The organism is Streptomyces sp. I05A-00742 (assembly GCF_013055795.1).
Classification (GTDB): Bacteria; Actinomycetota; Actinomycetes; order Streptomycetales; family Streptomycetaceae; genus Streptomyces.
This window is the reverse complement of the sequence record NZ_JABETO010000011.1, coordinates 140,836-157,282: the sequence shown is the minus strand read 5'-3', so window position 1 is coordinate 157,282 and position 16,447 is coordinate 140,836. Positions and strand designations below refer to the sequence as shown.

13 protein-coding genes are annotated in these 16,447 nt (G+C 69.6%); 3 read left to right on the top strand and 10 right to left on the bottom strand.

Annotated features, from left to right (window positions below):
- Positions 1–123: 123 nt before the first annotated feature.
- The 5 genes from ligA to HN013_RS13845 all read right to left on the bottom strand — a co-directional run bounded on the left by ligA (position 124) and on the right by HN013_RS13845 (position 6,200).
- Positions 124–2,355, bottom strand: a complete 2,232-nt coding sequence (ligA, locus tag HN013_RS13865) for an NAD-dependent DNA ligase LigA (protein WP_171166411.1) — start codon at positions 2,353–2,355, stop codon at positions 124–126.
- A gap of 44 nt (positions 2,356–2,399) precedes the next feature.
- Positions 2,400–3,422, bottom strand: coding sequence for a methionine synthase (locus HN013_RS13860; RefSeq protein ID WP_171166410.1), 1,023 nt, complete (start codon positions 3,420–3,422; stop codon positions 2,400–2,402).
- A 76-nt stretch (positions 3,423–3,498) separates the two neighbouring features.
- Positions 3,499–4,926, bottom strand: coding sequence for an MFS transporter (locus HN013_RS13855; RefSeq protein WP_171166409.1), 1,428 nt, complete (start codon positions 4,924–4,926; stop codon positions 3,499–3,501).
- A gap of 118 nt (positions 4,927–5,044) precedes the next feature.
- Positions 5,045–5,488, bottom strand: coding sequence for a MarR family winged helix-turn-helix transcriptional regulator (locus HN013_RS13850; RefSeq protein ID WP_171166408.1), 444 nt, complete (start codon positions 5,486–5,488; stop codon positions 5,045–5,047).
- A gap of 22 nt (positions 5,489–5,510) precedes the next feature.
- Positions 5,511–6,200 (bottom strand): SDR family oxidoreductase, encoded by a 690-nt coding sequence (locus tag HN013_RS13845; RefSeq protein ID WP_171166407.1) that lies wholly within the window; start codon positions 6,198–6,200, stop codon positions 5,511–5,513.
- A 415-nt stretch (positions 6,201–6,615) separates the two neighbouring features.
- On the opposite strand from HN013_RS13845, the gene HN013_RS13840 reads away from it, so the two are divergent.
- The 3 genes from HN013_RS13840 to HN013_RS13830 all read left to right on the top strand — a co-directional run bounded on the left by HN013_RS13840 (position 6,616) and on the right by HN013_RS13830 (position 9,290).
- Positions 6,616–7,299, top strand: a complete 684-nt coding sequence (locus HN013_RS13840) for a response regulator transcription factor (protein WP_171166454.1) — start codon at positions 6,616–6,618, stop codon at positions 7,297–7,299.
- A gap of 65 nt (positions 7,300–7,364) precedes the next feature.
- Complete coding sequence (locus HN013_RS13835; protein ID WP_171166406.1) at positions 7,365–8,504, top strand: histidine kinase; 1,140 nt, start codon at positions 7,365–7,367, stop codon at positions 8,502–8,504.
- A gap of 168 nt (positions 8,505–8,672) precedes the next feature.
- Entirely contained in the window at positions 8,673–9,290 is a 618-nt protein-coding gene (locus HN013_RS13830; RefSeq protein WP_171166297.1) for a hypothetical protein, read from the top strand.
- 96 nt (positions 9,291–9,386) lie between these two features.
- Here the strand turns inward: HN013_RS13830 and HN013_RS13825 are convergent, their stop codons facing one another.
- The 5 genes from HN013_RS13825 to mnmA form a co-directional block, all read right to left on the bottom strand.
- The gene (locus HN013_RS13825) at positions 9,387–9,842 is read right to left on the bottom strand and encodes a hypothetical protein (protein WP_171166405.1); all 456 of its coding nucleotides are present in this window, start codon (positions 9,840–9,842) and stop codon (positions 9,387–9,389) included.
- A complete protein-coding gene (locus HN013_RS13820) occupies positions 9,839–14,293 on the bottom strand; it encodes a putative T7SS-secreted protein (RefSeq protein ID WP_171166404.1) in 4,455 nt (1,484 codons plus the stop codon). Before HN013_RS13820 ends, HN013_RS13825 begins: the two co-directional genes overlap by 4 nt.
- On the bottom strand, positions 14,290–14,754 hold the full coding sequence (locus HN013_RS13815) for a hypothetical protein (RefSeq protein WP_171166403.1): 465 nt from the start codon (positions 14,752–14,754) through the stop codon (positions 14,290–14,292). The genes HN013_RS13820 and HN013_RS13815 overlap by 4 nt, the downstream gene beginning before the upstream one ends.
- A gap of 7 nt (positions 14,755–14,761) precedes the next feature.
- Positions 14,762–15,037, bottom strand: a complete 276-nt coding sequence (locus HN013_RS13810) for an SseB family protein (RefSeq protein ID WP_283247557.1) — start codon at positions 15,035–15,037, stop codon at positions 14,762–14,764.
- Positions 15,038–15,295: 258 nt separating this feature from the next.
- A complete protein-coding gene (mnmA, locus tag HN013_RS13805; protein ID WP_171166401.1) occupies positions 15,296–16,438 on the bottom strand; it encodes a tRNA 2-thiouridine(34) synthase MnmA in 1,143 nt (380 codons plus the stop codon).
- Between the last annotated feature and the right edge of the window lie 9 nt (positions 16,439–16,447).

Here is a 16,447-nt window from a genome sequence, read left to right as displayed (position 1 = left end):
TCAACAGTAGGCCGCAGAAGGCTACGACGGGCAGCGATCGGCAGCGGTTGCGCGAACAGGATCCGGCCTCGGGCGGCCGTCCGGTACGCGCTGTAGGGGTCATGCCCACTGGCCCCGCGGGCATTACTCCGCCGGAGTGGGCTCCTGCGGGACGGCGGCCGAGCGGGCGGCTTCCGGGCCCTCGGCGAGCAGCACGGCGAAGCCGTCCTCCTCCAGCACGGGCACCTTCAGCTGCATGGCCTTGTCGTACTTGGAGCCGGGGTTGTCGCCGACGACCACGAAGTCGGTCTTCTTCGAGACCGATCCGGTCACCTTGGCGCCGAGGGACTGGAGCGCCTCCTTGGCCGCGTCGCGGGTGTACGAGGCGAGGGTCCCGGTGACGACGACGGTGAGTCCGGCCAGCGGGCGGGGGCCCTCGTCCTCGCCGGCCTCCTCCTCCATCCGGACGCCGGCCGCGCGCCACTTCTCGATGATCTCGCGGTGCCAGTCCTCGGCGAACCACTCGCGGACGGCGGCGGCGATGGTGTCGGAGACGCCGTCGACGGCGGCGAGTTCCTCCTCGGTGGCCTCGGCGATCCGGTCGACCGAGCGGAACTCGCGGGCCAGGGCGGCCGCGGCGACCGGGCCCACGTGCCGGATGGACAGGCCGTTGACGATCCGGGCGAGCGGGCGCTGCCTGGCCACCTGGATGTTGTCCAGCATGGCCAGGGCGTTCTTCTTGGGCTCGCCCTTCTGGTTGGCGAAGAAGGTGACGACCTTCTCCTTGCCCGTCTTGGGGTCGATCTTGGGCAGTCCGCTGTCCTGGTCCCGCACATAGGACTTGATGGGCAGCAGTTCCTCGATCTTCAGGTCGAAGAGGTCGCCCTCGTTGGCCATGGGCGGGGTGGCGGGCTCCAGGGGCTGGGTGAGGGCCGAGGCGGCCACGTAGCCGAAGTTCTCGACGTCGAGGCATTCGCGGCCCACGAGGTAGTACAGCCGCTCACGGATCTGGCCCGGGCAGGAGCGGGCGTTGGGGCACCGGAGGTCGATGTCGCCCTCCTTCATCGGGCGCAGGCCGGTGCCGCACTCCGGGCACTCGGCGGGCATCACGAACTCCCGCTCGGTGCCGTCGCGCAGGTCCACGACGGGGCCGAGGACCTCGGGGATCACGTCGCCGGCCTTGCGGATGACGACGGTGTCGCCGATGAGGACGCCCTTGGCCTTGACGACCTCCTGGTTGTGCAGGGTGGCGAACTCGACCTCGGAGCCTGCGACCGTGACGGGCTCGAAGACGGCCTGCGGGGTCACCCGCCCGGTGCGGCCGACGCCGACGCGGATGTCGAGGAGCTTGGTGTTGACCTCCTCCGGCGGGTACTTCCAGGCGATGGCCCAGCGCGGCGCCCGGGCCGTGGAGCCCAGCCGCCCCTGGAGCGGGACCTCGTCGAGCTTGACGACGACGCCGTCGATCTCGTGCTCCATGGAGTGCCGGACCTTGGGCTGCCCGTAGTGCGCGATGAACTTCCGTACGCCGTCGAGCGAGTCCACGACCTCCGCGTGGGCGGCCGTGGGCAGGCCCCACTCGCGCAGCAGCTCGTAGGCGTGCGACTGGCAGTCGATGTCGAAGCCCTCGCGGGCGCCCACGCCGTGCACCACCATGTGGAGCGGGCGGGTGGCGGTGACCCGTGGGTCCTTCTGGCGCAGCGAGCCGGCCGCCGCGTTCCGCGGGTTGGCGAACGGTGGCTTGCCCGCCTCCACGAGGCGCGCGTTGAGCTCCTCGAACTTCTCCATCGGGAAGTAGACCTCGCCGCGCACCTCGACCAGGGCGGGGACGCGGTCGCCCTTCAGCCGGTGCGGGATCTCGGAGATGGTCCGGATGTTCGGCGTGATGTCCTCGCCGGTGCGGCCGTCACCGCGGGTGGCGGCCCGGGTGAGCCGCCCGTGCTCGTACGTCAGGTTGACGGCGAGGCCGTCGACCTTGAGCTCGCAGAGGAAGTGGTAGGCGGCGCCCTCCCCGATGTCCTTGGCGATGCGGTCGGCCCAGGCGGCCAGCTCCTCGTCGTCGAAGGCGTTGTCGAGGGAGAGCATGCGCTGGCGGTGCTCGACGGAGGTGAACTCCGTCTCGTACGAGCCGGCGACCTTCTGGGTGGGCGAGTCGGGGGTGCGGAGCTCCGGGTACTCGTCCTCCAGGGACTCCAGGGAGCGCAGCATCCGGTCGAACTCGGCGTCGCTGACGACCGGCGCGTCCTTCACGTAGTACCGGAAGCGGTGCTCCTCGACCTGCTCGGCGAGCAGGGCGTGCTTCTCCCGCGCCTCCGCGGGCGTCGCCGCCTCCGTCGTGAGCTTTCCGCCGTGCCCGCCGTGCTGTTCGACAGCCACCGTCTCGTCCTCCCGTTTTTCTGTTGAGCGCCGCCCTGGCGCCGTCACTCAGGGTTGTCCACGAGTGATCGTGCCGCCCGGACGCAGTGTGCGAGGGCCGCGCGGGCATATGCGGGCGAAGCGCCCGCGAGTCCGCACGACGGGGTGACGACCACGGACTCGGCGAGAGTCCCCGGTGACAGCCCCAGCCTGCGCCACAGCGTCCTGACTCCCATGACGCTACCGGCAGGGTCGGACAATGGGCCGTCCACGCCGGGCACGACGCCCGCGAAGAGCGTCGTCCCGGCCTCGACGGCCTCACCGATCGCCTCGTCCTCACGCTCGGTGAGCAGCGAGAAATCGAATGAGACTCCGGTCGCACCGGCCCGCCGCAGCAGCGCGAACGGCACGCCCGGGGCGCACGAGTGCACGACGAGGGAGGCGCCGCCCTCCCGTGCGACGGTGGCGAGCTCCCGCAGCGCGCCCTCGACCACCGCCCGGTCGACGGCCCGGTGGGTGCGGTAGCCGCTGGCCGTACGGACCTGGCCGCGGAGCACCGCCGGCAGGGACGGCTCGTCGAGCTGGAGCACCACCGCCGCGCCCGGCACCCGGCGGCGCACCTCGGCGAGGTGGCCGCGCAGCCCCTCGGCGAGCGAGGCGGTGAGGTCGCGGCAGGCACCCGGGTCGCTCAGCGCCGCCTCGCCGCCGCGCAGCTCCAGCGCCGCCGCCAGCGTCCAGGGCCCGACGGCCGAGACCTTCAGCGCGCCCTCGTACCCCTGGGTGAACTCCTCCAGCGCGTCCAGGTCCTCGCCCAGCCAGGACCGCGCGCGCCGGGTGTCGCGTCCCGGCCGGTCGCTGATCCGCCAGCCGCTGGGCTCCACATGCGCGAAGACCTCCACGAGGAGGCCCACGGTCCGGCCGATCATGTCCGCGCCGGGCCCCCGCGCCGGCAGTTCCGGAAGGTGCGGGAGTGTCTCCAGGGACCCCGTGACGGTCTTCGCCGCCTCACGGGCGTCCGTACCCGGCATGGACCCGACACCTGTCGCGGCGCCGGGTCCCCATGTGCTGGTCTCGCTCGTCTCGCTCACCCCGGAAGGGTAACGATCCGGGACGTCCGGGGGCTCAGGCCGGACGTCCGCGGGCTCAGGCCGGACGTCCGCGGGCTCAGGCCGGAACGCGGTCCCCCTGCTGCCGGGTGCGCAGCCCCCGCCAGGCGGCCAGTCCGCCGCCCGCGTACGCCGCGGCGGCCACGGCGAAGATCACCGCGATGCCCGCGTACCAGCCGTCGATCCCGGCGACGAGGGCGCTCATCACGGCGATGCCGACAAGGCTGCCGATCTGGCGGTTGGCGTTGAGGGAGGCGCTGGCGATGTTGGCGTGCTCCGCTCCGGCGGAGTCCATCAGGGCGCCGGTCATGGCCGGGGAGGCGACGCCGATGCCGGTGTTGAGGACGCCCAGGACGATCGCGAGGACCCAGTAGGGCATGTCGGGCGAGACGGTGAGCGCCAGGACGAGCATACCGACGGCGGCCAGGCCCAGCGAGACGGCGAGGATGGCGCGGTTACCCAGGCGGCGGCCGTAGCGGGTGTAGATGATGTTGCCGAGGGGCCAGACGAGTTGGGTGGGGAGCATCTCCAGACCGGCCTCCAGGGGGCTCGCACCGCGGGCCTGCTGGAAGAAGAGGCCCAGGACGAACAGTGCTCCGTACGCCCCGAAGTTGAAGAGGAAGCCGATCAGGCCGGCCGCGCGGAAACCGGAGTTGGCGATGAGGCCACTGGGCAGGATGCGCTCCTCGGCGCGCCGCTCACGGGCGGCGAATCCCGCCGCGCCCGCCAGGGCCACGAGGAACGAGCCGAGCACGGTGATGTCCGCCCAGCCCCGCTCGGGCCCCTGGATCAGCCCGTAGCTGAGCCCCGCCAGGGCCAGCAGGCCGAGGGCGTGGCCGCCGGCGCCGAGCGAGCCGGGGCGGCCGGGGAGGTCGGTGACGACGCGGCGGGCCAGGATCAGTCCGAGGATGCCGAAGGGCAGGTTGATCAGGAAGATCGACCGCCAGCCGAACGCGTCGACCAGCACGCCGCCCAGCGCCGGGCCGAGGCCGGCCGCGGTGGAGACGATCGCCGACCACAGCCCGAGCACCCGGGCCCGCTCCCGCGCCCCGGGGAACGCGGCCAGCAGCAGGGTCAGCGAGCTGGGCATGAACAGGGCCGCGCCCGCGCCCTGGAGCAGCCGGCCCGCCACCAGCAGACCCGCCGTGGGGGCGGTCGCGCAGATCAGCGAGGCCACGCTGAAGAGCGCGAGCCCGGTCAGATAGATCTTGCGTGCCCCGTAGCGGCTTGCGAGGGAGCCCGCGAGCAGGAGCAGCGAGGCGAAGACGAGGATATAGCCGCTGACCACCCAGGTGAGGCCGGAGAGGGACAGGTCCAGTCCGGAGCGCAGGGACGGCCCCGCGACGTTCATGATCGTGGTGTCGAGGACGGCCATCACGAACCCGAGGGCCAGGGCGAGGAGTTGGAGGCCCTGGCGCCGCGGGGCGGCGGGAGTGGCGGGGGCGGCCGCCGGGGCCGCCGCGCGGATACGGGTTTCGGTGATCATGCAAGAACGTTAAAGCTGTATCGATTACAGCGGCAATAGTTACAGCTCGAACTTTACTCAAGCTATACGGAAGCCCCCGGGACCCGTGCTTCCGTCCCGAGGGCTTCCGCGGGAGCCGTCAGCTGTCCTCCGGCCCGTCCAGGGCCCGGAACAGCCGGTCCCGCAGCTCGTTCAGGTCGTCCTGCGCGAGGTGGTCCAGCGGCGAGTCCTGCCCCATCCGCCGCAGCAGCTTCAGCCGCATCTCCCGCCCCGCTTCGGTGAGGACGAGCCGCTTGGCCCGCCGGTCCTGCGGGTGCGGCTCACGGACGACCAGGCCGCGCTTCTCCAGCTTGTCCATGATGTAGGTGACGTTCGGCGGCTCGCAGCTGAGCACGACGGCCAACTCGCGCGCCGTCTTGGGATCCCCCAGCTCCTCCAGAGCCTTGGCCTGCGTCAGGGTGAGGTCGAACTCGGCGATCCGGGCGCGCCGGTGCGCGTCCATCCGCTTGCCGAGCTCCACGACCAGGAGCCGGATGTCCCGGATCGAGGCGCCGGTCGTCACGGTGTCCGCTGCGCTGTTCATGACCTCACCCTACGCCCGCACTTCAGGAACCCGGCCGGACGGAGACGTCGTTGATCTCGGCGTCCCGGGGCAGGTCGATCACGTGCAGCACCGTCGCCGCCACGGAGCCCGGGTCGATCCACTTCCCGGCGTCGTACTCCTTGCCCTCCTGCTGGTGCACCTTCGCCTGCATGGCGGTGGCCGTACGGCCGGGGTAGACGCTGGTCACCCGTACGCCGTGGCCGTGCTCCTCGGCGCGCAGGGAGTCGGCGAGCGCCTTGAGCCCGTGCTTGCTCGCCGCGTACGCGCTCCAGTTCGGCCCCGCGCTGAGCCCCGCCCCCGAGTTCACGAAGACCACGTGGCCCCGCGACAGCCGCAGCTGGGGCAGCAGCAGCCGGGTCAGCTCGGCCGGCGCGACGAGGTTGACCGCGAGCGTGCGGTTCCACGTCTTCGTCGTCAGCTCGCCGACCCCGCCGAGGTCGACGACGCCCGCGACGTGCAGCAGCGAGTCGACGCTCTCGGGAAGTGTCTGGTGGCTCAGCGCCCAGGACAGCCGGTCGGGGTCGGCGAGGTCACCGACGAGGGTGTGGGCGCCGGGGAAGCGGGCCGCCAGCTCCTTGGCGCGGCCCGCGTCGCGTGCGAACAGGTACAGCTCGTCGCCGCGGGCGAGCAGCCGCTCGGCCAGGGCCTCTCCGATGCCCGATCCGGCACCGGTGATCACATGTGTTGCCATGGGCCCCAGCTTGCCCTACCCGGGCCCATGGGCTCCCGGGAAGGCGAGAACGACCGAGCGCCCCGGCGGTGGCGACCCCCATCGGGGGCGGGGAAGCACCACGGCCGGGGCGGGCTCATTCCGGAGGCGGGCGGCCGGCGTCTTCCGAGCACAGCCCCCCGGACCCGTACGTCCCCCCTGGTCGTACGGCTCCCGGCCAGTGCATCCCCCCTGGCTGCACGGCCGCCTGCCCGCCTCCGGTGTGTCCGACACGGTGCGGACCGCATCCCCCTGCACTCAGGATGGCAAGCCCGTGCCACCCCCCGGTATCCGCCGACCGTCGGTTCCGTCCCCGCCGGTCGGCGGGGGCAGCGGCCTCGAACCGGGCGGACGGTTGTTATATTTCCTGACCAGTACCAGCGCAGGAGTGGTGATAGTGATCCGCGTCATGGTCGTCGACGACGAGAAGCTGCTGCGCGCGGGAATCCGCAGCATTCTGGAGGCGGAACCCGACATCGAGGTTCCGGTGACCTGCGAGGGCGCCCAGGCCGTGGAGCTCGCCGCCCTCCACCGCCCCGACGTCGTCCTCCTCGACATCCGCATGCCCGAGGTGGACGGGATCTCCGTCCTCGGCCCGCTGCTCGCCCTGCCGGAGCCGCCCGTGGTGGCGATGCTGACCACCTTCTCCGGCGACGAGCACATCGCCCCCGCCCTGCGCGCCGGGGCGTCCGGGTTCCTGGTGAAGGACACCGTGCCGGAGGAGCTGGCCAGCGCCGTACGCATCCTCGCCGCCGGCGGGACCATCCTCTCCCCGGCCGTCGCCGGCAGCGTGGTCGACGGATACCTGCGCTCCAGCGGGGGCCGCCCCCCGTCCCGGCTCGCGGCCCTCACCGACCGCGAGCGGGAGGTGCTGACGCTGCTGGCCCTGGGCAAGTCCAACGCCGAGATCGGCGCCGCCCTGCTCATGGGCGCCGCCACGGCGAAGGACCACGTCAGCGCGATCCTCGCCAAGCTGGGCACGTCCAACCGCGTCCAGGCCGCGGTGCTCGCCCACCACTACGGGCTGGTGCGCCTCGACACGGACCCGGGGGCGGGCGGCGCCCCCGCCCGCTCCTCGTGAACCTCCCCCGGATCCGGGCCCGGATCCCGTCCCGCCTGCGGCACCTCACGTCACGGAAGACCTTGGTGAGGGACCTGGCCCTCGTCCCGGTCACGGCCGCCGAGGCGCTGGCCATGCGCCCGCTGGCCGGCACGGTGGAGGTCGCCCTCTACGGCGTGACGGTCGGCGCGCTCTTCCTCCGGCGCCGCTTCCCCGTCCCCGCCCTGGTGACGGCCCTGCCCGTCGCCGTCGCCGGACACCTGCTGCTCGCGCCCATGGTGGCGATGTTCGAGGTGGCACGGTCCCTGGAGCGGCGCCGGGCGGTCTACGGCTGGGCCCTGGTGTTCTTCGCCGCCTCGCTCGGCCCCTGGTGGCCGTCGGTGTTCGGCGTGTGGCCCACCGAGGACGCGCTCCTCTTCGGCGTCATCTCCTCCGCCCTGATGTCGGCGGGGCCGACGGCGATGGGGCAGCTGAGCCGCGCACGGCGCGAACTGGCCGCACACATCGAGGAGTTGTCCAGGGCCCATCGGCGGGAGGCCGAGCTGATCGCCGAACGCGCGGTCGTCGGCGAACGGGCGCGGCTGGCCCGGGAGATGCACGACGTGGTGTCCTACCAGGTCAGCCTGATGACCGTGCAGGCCGGCGCCCTGGAGCGCACCGCGGAGGAGCCCGCCGCCCGGGAGACCGCCTCGGTGATCCGCGGCCTCGGCGTCACCGCCCTCCAGGAACTGCGCGGCCTCGTCGGCGTCCTGCGCTCCGTACCGGGCAACGCGGCGATCCGCCCCCGGCTGAACGCGCTGCCCGACCTCGTCGGGAACAGCGGCCTCGACGCCACCCTGCGCGGGGACATACCGGCGATCGACTCCCGGAAGTGGCCCGAGGCCGTCGAGGAGACCCTCTACCGCACGGTCCAGGAGGCCCTGACCAACGTCCGCAAGCACGCGCCGGGCGCGCCGGTGACGGTCACCGTGGAACCCGGCGAACTGGCGGGCCGCTCCGCCCTGGTGGCCGAGATCCGCAACGGCCTCTCCCCCGACGCCGCACCCCCTTCCCTGCCGTCCGGCGGTCACGGTCTGACGGGTCTGCGCGAGCGGGCCGAACACCTCGGCGGAACGTTCACGGCGGAGCCGCTGGCCGACGGGTTCCGCGTCCGGGTCGTCCTGCCCGACGGCGACCCGGCGGCGGAGGACGACCGCCCCACCACCCGTCCGGTGACCACACACTGAACCGCTATGCCCGTTTTCGGACACTCTCCGTTCCGGTTGGGGCCCGGTTTGATCGCACCCTTGTCACAGATCTTGCTGGGATTTGGTGGCTTGTAAGGCCGTTGTTAGCCTGTCGTGCGCTCGTCAATGACGGGCAACCAGGTCATTTATCGGGGGAGTTCCACAAAAATGAAGATTCGTCACGTCCGCGCGGCGGCCGTCTTCGGCATCGTCGTCGTCACCCTGACCGGAGCCCGCGGCCACCACGGCGGCAGCTGCGGAGGGGGCGGTTCCAGCCACAGCAGCAGCAGCTCGTCCTCGGGCGGCTCCACCACCACCTCGGGCGGCACGACCGGAGGCGACTCGACCGTCGGCTCCACGACCTCGGGCGGCACGACCGACGGCACCACCACGGGCGGCTTCACCACGAGCGGCACCAGCGGCAGCACCACGACGACGACCACGACCGGCGGCTCGTCCACGTACGGCTCGACCGGCGGCAGCAGCAGCCGCAACAGCGCGATGCGCGACATCCGGATCGCCGGCTGCGACTACTCGGACCGCCTCGGCATCACCGCCAAGATCACGGCCACCAACAGCAGCACGTCCCTCACCTACAACTACCGCTTCACCGTAAACTTCACGGTCCCCGACGGCACCCGCACCACCCGCCAGCGCTCCATCCTCTTCGTCGGCCCCGGCAAGACCGGCAACGCCGACGTCTCCACCCCCTACGTCCCCAAGCCGGGCGCCCCCACGGGCCGCGGCCGCTGCGAGGTCACAAACGTGGTGCGCACGTCGAACTGAGCACCGCCATGACGAAGGGGCGGCCCCGTATCTTCGGGGCCGCCCCTTCGGTTGCCCTCTGCGCGGGCGGCGCGACCTTGCCGGCCCGTCGCACCTTCACCGTGCCGCCCGCCACTCCCCCGTCGCCGACCGGAACGCGGTCAGCGCGGCGAGATAGTCCTCCTTCGCCGCATCATGCGGAGCAACACGTGCCAACTGGGTCCGCGCCAGTTCTTCGGCAGCGGACAGCACTGACTCCGCAAGTTCATCTCGCTCCACCTCGGCGATGGGCTTCGACCCCGCGGCCACGACACAACCCTTGCCGCGCCGACGGACAACCAACTCGAACGATGAGTCGACACCGATGAAGCGCGCCACTTTGCGCCCTCCGTTGAAAAACTCCCTGAGGCTGTCGAGGAGCAGCACGACGGACGGGTAGATCATCATTCCTTGGTCCGGCGTATGTCCGGCGGAACTCACACGCCCGAGAGGGCCCTCACAAAGGATGTCGCCCAGATCGAACCCATGAGGATCTCCTTGCCCGGGGCGCACGGTGAACCTGATTTCGATCACGGGGTGTAGCTCCTTCCGACCGGAAAGAAGGTAATGACTCTGTTCCCGTCCTCCGAGTCGACCACCAGACGGTAACGCGCTCTCATGCCATTGACAATCAGGCGCTTCTCGAATGTCTGGATCCGGCGCGACGGATCAGATACCCTCGTCCCCTTCTCCATCACCTTCTGCGAGGCTTCCTCCACTTGAGCCCGTGTGGTCGATGGTGGCATCAGGTCACCGTGCCCGCCTGCACTGTTTCCTGCGATATGCCGTTCATCGATATGCTGCCAGCCCTCCTTGTTGTTCCCGCTCTCCATCCTCGGATTCGCCCGGCACAGGGCGAGGCCGTGCGGGTCGATCCATTCATGCGGATTTGGGCCGTACCAAAAATTGTTAGGCCCGGCCAGCAGACCAAGTGGGTCGGGAGACGTGTACCGGCCTGTCTCCGCATCATAATGCCGTAGATAATTGTAGTGGAGACCTGTTTCAAGGTCCTCATACTGCCCGGGGAACCGAAGCGGGCAATCCGGCCCATCGTTCTCCCTGAGCGAGGGGAAAGCTGTTCCCCAGACCGTCGTCCGATACTGCCAAGGCACTGCTCCGTCGGGAGTCACCAGCTCGGTCGGCGTCCCCACCACGTCTGTGACGACTGCGTAGAAATCCCCGGAACCGCTCGCGACGCCGGTTCCCGCCACAGGAGGAGGCGAGCTTCCCAGAAGCGGATTGAAGTGCCTGTGTTCTGTCTGAGCGAGCGGATGGTGGGTGCCCGGACGGTAGTCCCATGTGGTGACGAGGCCCGCGCTGCAGTACCGTTCGGCCAGCCTGGTGTCATCCCAAACGAACTCGGTCTTCTCGGCTACTGAACCCTCAGCGTCCAGTCGGCACTTGGCCGTGCGCCGCCCCAACGGATCGTACGAGTATTTCCAACAGGCGCCATTCGGAGAGGTTGCTCCCACCAAGCGATCCTGAGAATTCCATCTGTACGTCCACACCAGCTTCTTTCCATTGAGCAGTCTGCGGAGCTTTCGCACCACTCGCCCCTGGGCGTCGTAGGCATAGTGAGTGCGGCCGGCGCGCCGCACAAGGGTGCCGTCGAATTGCCGCTTCCCCGGAGAAGGATGGAAGGGAGCATGAACCTCAGTGAGGTTTCCCGACCTGTCATAGCGGTACCTCTCGTCCCACCCATATGCGCGCGTTGCGACGACGCGGCCCACACGGTCGAGATCGAATTTACGCACTCCGGAGGTCTGGTCCTGGATCTCTGTCAAGCATCCGTCGTCCCGATAGGAGTAGGATCGGCCCTGCACTGTGCCACGACCATTGTGGCCGCTCTCGGCGACGGTTTGCGAGACCAGACGGTCCATCTCGTCCCACTGTTGCGACAGGACGGCCCGGCCACTGACGACGCGCGCTGTTTCGCGCCCCATTCCGTCATAGGTAAAGTCCAACGTCCCGACGGGATTTCTGAGCACAGTCGGGCGGTCCGCCGGATCATGAACCCATTCCGAGAGGACACCAGAAGGCGTCACTCTACTGATTCGACGGCCCAAGGCATCATAAGAATAGCTGGTAGTGAAGTCGTTGAGCCGCTCCTGTAGAACTCGTCCCAGCTTGTCGCGCAGGAAAAGCACTCTGGAATCAGAGTTCACGCTCTCGACCAGGTACCCGGCAGGGTCATACCGATAGGTCGTGACCCCTCCCTCCGCATCGTGCTGCTCCACGATCCGATCCGACGCGTCGCGCACAAAGCGAAGTTCCTGACCTGCACCGTTGGTGTGTGACAGCAGGCAGCCGGCCCCGTCGTAAGAGCGGTCGACCGTCCGCCCGTTGTAATCGGTCTCCGAGACGATCCGTCCGGCAGGATCGTACTCATAACACCACCGCAGGCCATCGGGATTGGTGACACTCGTCAGTCGAAGCTCCGTGTCGTAGGAAAAGCAGCATCGAGCCCCGTCCGCATCGGTCCGCGTCGCCGGCAGGTCGAAGTGCGTGTACGTGAAGGACGTCTCTTGTCCAGCGGCATTCGTGTGCCTGACGAGATTGCCTTCCGCATCCCACTTCCACGTTTCCCGGCGCCCGTCGGGGCGTTCCACCCACGCCGGCCTGCCCTCGATGGTCCAAGCATGCCGGGTGGTGTTCCCCTGAGGATCGGTGAGGGAATTGACCCAGCCGTGGACGCCGCGCACGACCGTGGTGGTATTGCCGAGCGGGTCCGTGACAGTGAGGGGAAGTCCCGCCTTGTTCATCGTGACGGTAGTGGTGTGCCCCAAGGCGTTGCGAATCGAGCTGAGGTGGCCGAGTTCATCGTAGGTGTAATGGGTTTCCGCCCCGACGGGGTCGATGGCCGAGGTACGGTTGCCGCGCTCGTCATACGTGTAGCGCCATAGCGCACCCCCCGGATCGGCCACCTCCGTGGCCAGGCCCAGCTCGCTATAGGCAGCTGTGATGGTGGTGCCGTCCGGGCGGATCACGCTTCTCAGACAGCCCTGCTCATCGTAGGAGTAATGAGTTGTCCTGCCCAAAGGGTCCGTGATCGTCACGGGGAAGCGGTGAGTTGAGTCCCACGTGGTTCTCGTCGTGTTGCCCAGAGGGTCGGTCTCCAAGACGACTTTGTATCGCGCGTTGTACGTGTAGGCCGTCCGATGCCCCAACGAGTCCGTGTACCACGTGGTGCGGTTCGGCTCGTCGTAGTGGAAGCGGCCGCTCATCATGTTGTCCGGCCCGACGGTACGCAACACGCGGCCGCGGTGGTCGTAGACGTAGCCGAACGTCGTTCCGTTGCGATCGGTCCAGGAGGTGACGCGGTGCGCCTCGTCGTAGGTGTACCGCAGGGGCAGCCCGCTGGAATTGAAGACTTCGACGAGATCGCCGGCGTCGTCGTAGCCGTAGCGGATCAGTCCGACACCGCGCTCCCCGTCACCGGCGCCGAGAAGACGGAAACCGGTGACACGCATCGCCGTCGGGTCGGTGTCGACCGCCAGGTGGTATCCGCCGGAGTGGGTGACTTCCACCGGGCGGCCCTGGTCGTCGTAGGACAGCACCATGCGGTGCCCGTTACGGTCGGAAAGCTCCCGGAGCGGCAGTTCCGTCACCGGGCCGTTCGCCACGCATCCCGGCAGGGGGGCGAACTCCCACGTACGACCCGCCTCCGGAACGGAAATACGCATCGCGCCGTCTGCGGTGCCGTACCAGGTCAGCGGCCACCGCGGGCCGCTGGTCGGCATGACCGCCTCACCGGGTGAGGGAACCGGATAGGTGAGAAGCATCCCGTCGGACGCCGTGTAGACGATGCCCTTGTCGTCCAGTTCGAGGCGCTGGTCGAGGGTCGACGCCCACGAAGGACCGAACCACCCTCCGCTTGAATAGCCGGCCACGAAAGTGCGCTCAAGCACCAGGGGAAGCGCACCTGGAAGGTGCACATCGACGGCGGGGAGCACAAGCTCGCCCGTGACGACGTCGACCGGCTCACCAGCCGTGCACTTCTCCGTTCCGCACTTGTCGTGTTTTCCGGGTTGGCTCTCGGCTCTCTCGCGAGCGCTACCGTCACGGCGGAGCGCTCGCACACGGTCGGCGAGCTGAGCGGCGGCGTCCCTGGCCCCCTTGCCACCGCTGAGAAGCCCACCGCCACCGCTGAGAATCGCCAGGATCGCGCCCGGGGTGAGCTCTCCCGCCGCTCTGGCCGGATGCTTCGTCCACTCGTCCCAGTTCACCAGTGCCTTGGCGAATTCCTTCGGGTGCTCCTTCGCGTAGGCCGCCGCATCGATGTCACCGGCCAACTGCATCGATTCGGCCTTGCCGTCACCGGTGAGCCATGGTTTCAGCCGGGCGGCCAGGGAGTCGGCGCCTTCGTAAGCCCCTTGGAGAAAGTCCCGAGTGTTTGTCTTCCAGGACTTCGGCTTGTCCGGCGCCTCTGCCGCCGCCTTGTCAACCTTGCGCTTAGTCGCCTTGAGGACTTCGTTCATCTCCGAGATCAGGCTGTCCAGTCGACTCACGCACCCACTCATCGCCGTCACTCCGGGGTCGGTCCCGGGAGGGCGTTCAGGCAGCACGGAATCCTGTCGGACCAGCGCGTTGTTGTAGTCGTCCACCTGCAGCCGGTAGCGCCTGGACGCGGCGCGCGCCTCTTCCGCTTCCTCAATGAGTGGTACGCACGCTTGGTGCACCGAACGCAGCTTGTGCGCATACGCCTGCAGTGCGTCGGCCACATCCAGGAATTGCCGGTGGGCGGCGCTCAGGTCGCCCGGCAGCTTTTTGGCCGCCCGGCGGAAGGAGATGGCGCCGGAACCCTCCCACTCCATACGGTCCAGTGCACGAAGTCGCTCCCTTCCGTCGTCGAAGGCTCCGGCATACGCGCGGAGGGTGCTGACGAGATCGTCCACCTTCTCCGGATCGCCCGGTACCAGATCGGCGGGGTCGGCCCCGGACGGAATGCGGTCGGGGCCGGGATTCGTGGCATCCTTCTGTGTCACCAGTCAAACCCCCAGTCCTCCGCCTTCTCGACCCATTTGGCGACCGTTCCACCGGACTTGCTCATCTTCTGGTCTCCGCCGTGGTGCCACATCCACGTACTTGCCGAACCCACGGGAAGCTTCTCGATGTTGTCCTGTGTGGGGGTGAAATTCTTCACCTGCAGAATGTCGGCCAAAGCGTAGGCCGTGATCGCCTCGTTGAGCCGGTCGGCCACCTGAGACGCGTAATCAGCCAGTTGCTCCATGCCGAAACCCCACGTCGTGAAGAAGTGCTGTCCCGACTGCCTGAGTTCCGCGGTCTCGGCGGCGAGGTGCCCCAACAGGCCTTCCGCGCTCTTGCCCAGTTGCTCGGCGGCGGCGACGGATTCCAGCAGTGGCGCGACGATGCCCTTCAGCGACGCGATCTCGACCGCGTACCCGTCGCGTCCTTCGTCGAAGTCGTCGTGGGTGACAGCACTCACCGCGTCCCTACTCGTCACGGCCGCCGCCTTCCGCACCACCCGTGGCGCTTCTGCCGAGGAGCAACGGCCGGCGCCCCAGAGGGTCGACCAGGATGCGACACCCGTCCGGAAGCAGGTCGAGCGCGTCCGCGGCGGTGGTGGAAGCCCAGGAACAGGGCCCGGCGAACCGGGCGAGGGCTTCCAGCGAGGTGAACATCGGAACCAGGGGGCCCGACGGCCCTTGGACCGTGAGAAATCCAGGGCGTTCCGCGCGCCGGAAATAGAGGCGGGCGGATGCCGGCATCGGCCGCTCAGTGCCCTGAACGGGCCGTGTACGGGTACACGGGTGAGCCTTGTCGATCGCCTCGGCGGAGGCAGCACTTCCTGCCGTGGGTGTCATGTACAGCAATATTGCCGCGAGTTGACGCCTTCCGCTGGGATTTCACGGGAATGACGGTGCCCCGCGGCGCCGGGCTCGGCAGCCCGGCGCCGCGGGGCACCGTCCGAAGTGATCGGTTGGGCGTGCGCGGATTCCCCGATTGGTCACCGCTCGGCCCACACCTCAGGCCGCGACCGCCCGCGCCGTCGTCGCGATCGTCGCCGAGCCGACCACGCGGGTGCCGTCGTAGAGGACGATCGCCTGGCCGGGGGCCACGCCGCGGACGGGGGTGGTGAAGGTGACGTGGAGGGTGTCGTCGAGCAGTTCGGCGGTGACGGTGGTCTCGCCGCCGTGGGCGCGGAGCTGGGCGGTGTAGGTGCCGGGGCCGTGGGGGGCGAGGCCGCACCAGCGGGGGTTGATGGCGGTCAGGGAAGCGACGTCCAGGGCCTCGACGGGGCCGACGGTGACGGTGTTGTTCACGGGGGAGATGTCGAGGACGTAGCGGGGCTTGCCGTCGGGGGCCGGGTGGCCGATGCGGAGGCCCTTGCGCTGGCCGATGGTGAAGCCGTAGGCGCCGTCGTGGGTGCCGACCTTGGTGCCGGACTCGTCGACGATGTCGCCCTCGGCGGTGCCGAGGCGCTTGGAGAGGAAGCCGCGGGTGTCGCCGTCGGCGATGAAGCAGATGTCGTGGCTGTCGGGCTTCTTGGCGACGGCCAGGCTGCGGCGCTCGGCCTCGGCGCGGATCTCGTCCTTGGTGGTGAGGGTGTCGCCCAGCGGGAACATCGCGTGGGCGAGCTGCCGCTCGTCGAGGACGCCGAGGACGTAGGACTGGTCCTTGGCCATGTCGCTGGCGCGGTGCAGCTCACGGGTGCCGTCCTCGTTGAGGACGACCGTGGCGTAGTGGCCGGTGCAGACCGCGTCGAAGCCCAGGGCGAGCGCCTTGTCCAGCAGCGCCGCGAACTTGATCTTCTCGTTGCAGCGCAGGCACGGGTTGGGGGTGCGCCCGGCCTCGTACTCGGCGACGAAGTCCTCGACGACGTCCTCGCGGAAGCGCTCGGCCAGGTCCCAGCAGTAGAAGGGGATGCCGATCACGTCGGCGGCCCGGCGGGCGTCGCGGGAGTCCTCGATGGTGCAGCAGCCGCGGGCGCCGGTGCGGAAGGATTGGGGGTTGGCGGAGAGGGCCAGGTGCACGCCGGTCACGTCGTGGCCCGCTTCGACGGCGCGGGCCGCCGCCACGGCGGAGTCGACGCCGCCGGACATGGCGGCGAGCACGCGGAGCCCCTTGCGGGGGGCCTGGGGGTCGGGTGCACCTGGGAAGTCAGTCATAGCCCCTCC

Bases quoted from the DNA above. Each gene is read 5' to 3' on its own strand.
- HN013_RS13830 (WP_171166297.1), top strand. From the start codon at position 8,673: ATGAAGATTCGTCACGTCCGCGCGGCGGCCGTCTTCGGCATCGTCGTC.
- HN013_RS13855 (WP_171166409.1), bottom strand. From the start codon at position 4,926: ATGATCACCGAAACCCGTATCCGCGCGGCGGCCCCGGCGGCCGCCCCC.
- HN013_RS13810 (WP_283247557.1), bottom strand. From the start codon at position 15,037: ATGCCGGCATCCGCCCGCCTCTATTTCCGGCGCGCGGAACGCCCTGGA.
- mnmA (WP_171166401.1), bottom strand. From the start codon at position 16,438: ATGACTGACTTCCCAGGTGCACCCGACCCCCAGGCCCCCCGCAAGGGG.
- HN013_RS13845 (WP_171166407.1), bottom strand. From the start codon at position 6,200: ATGGCAACACATGTGATCACCGGTGCCGGATCGGGCATCGGAGAGGCC.
- HN013_RS13850 (WP_171166408.1), bottom strand. From the start codon at position 5,488: ATGAACAGCGCAGCGGACACCGTGACGACCGGCGCCTCGATCCGGGAC.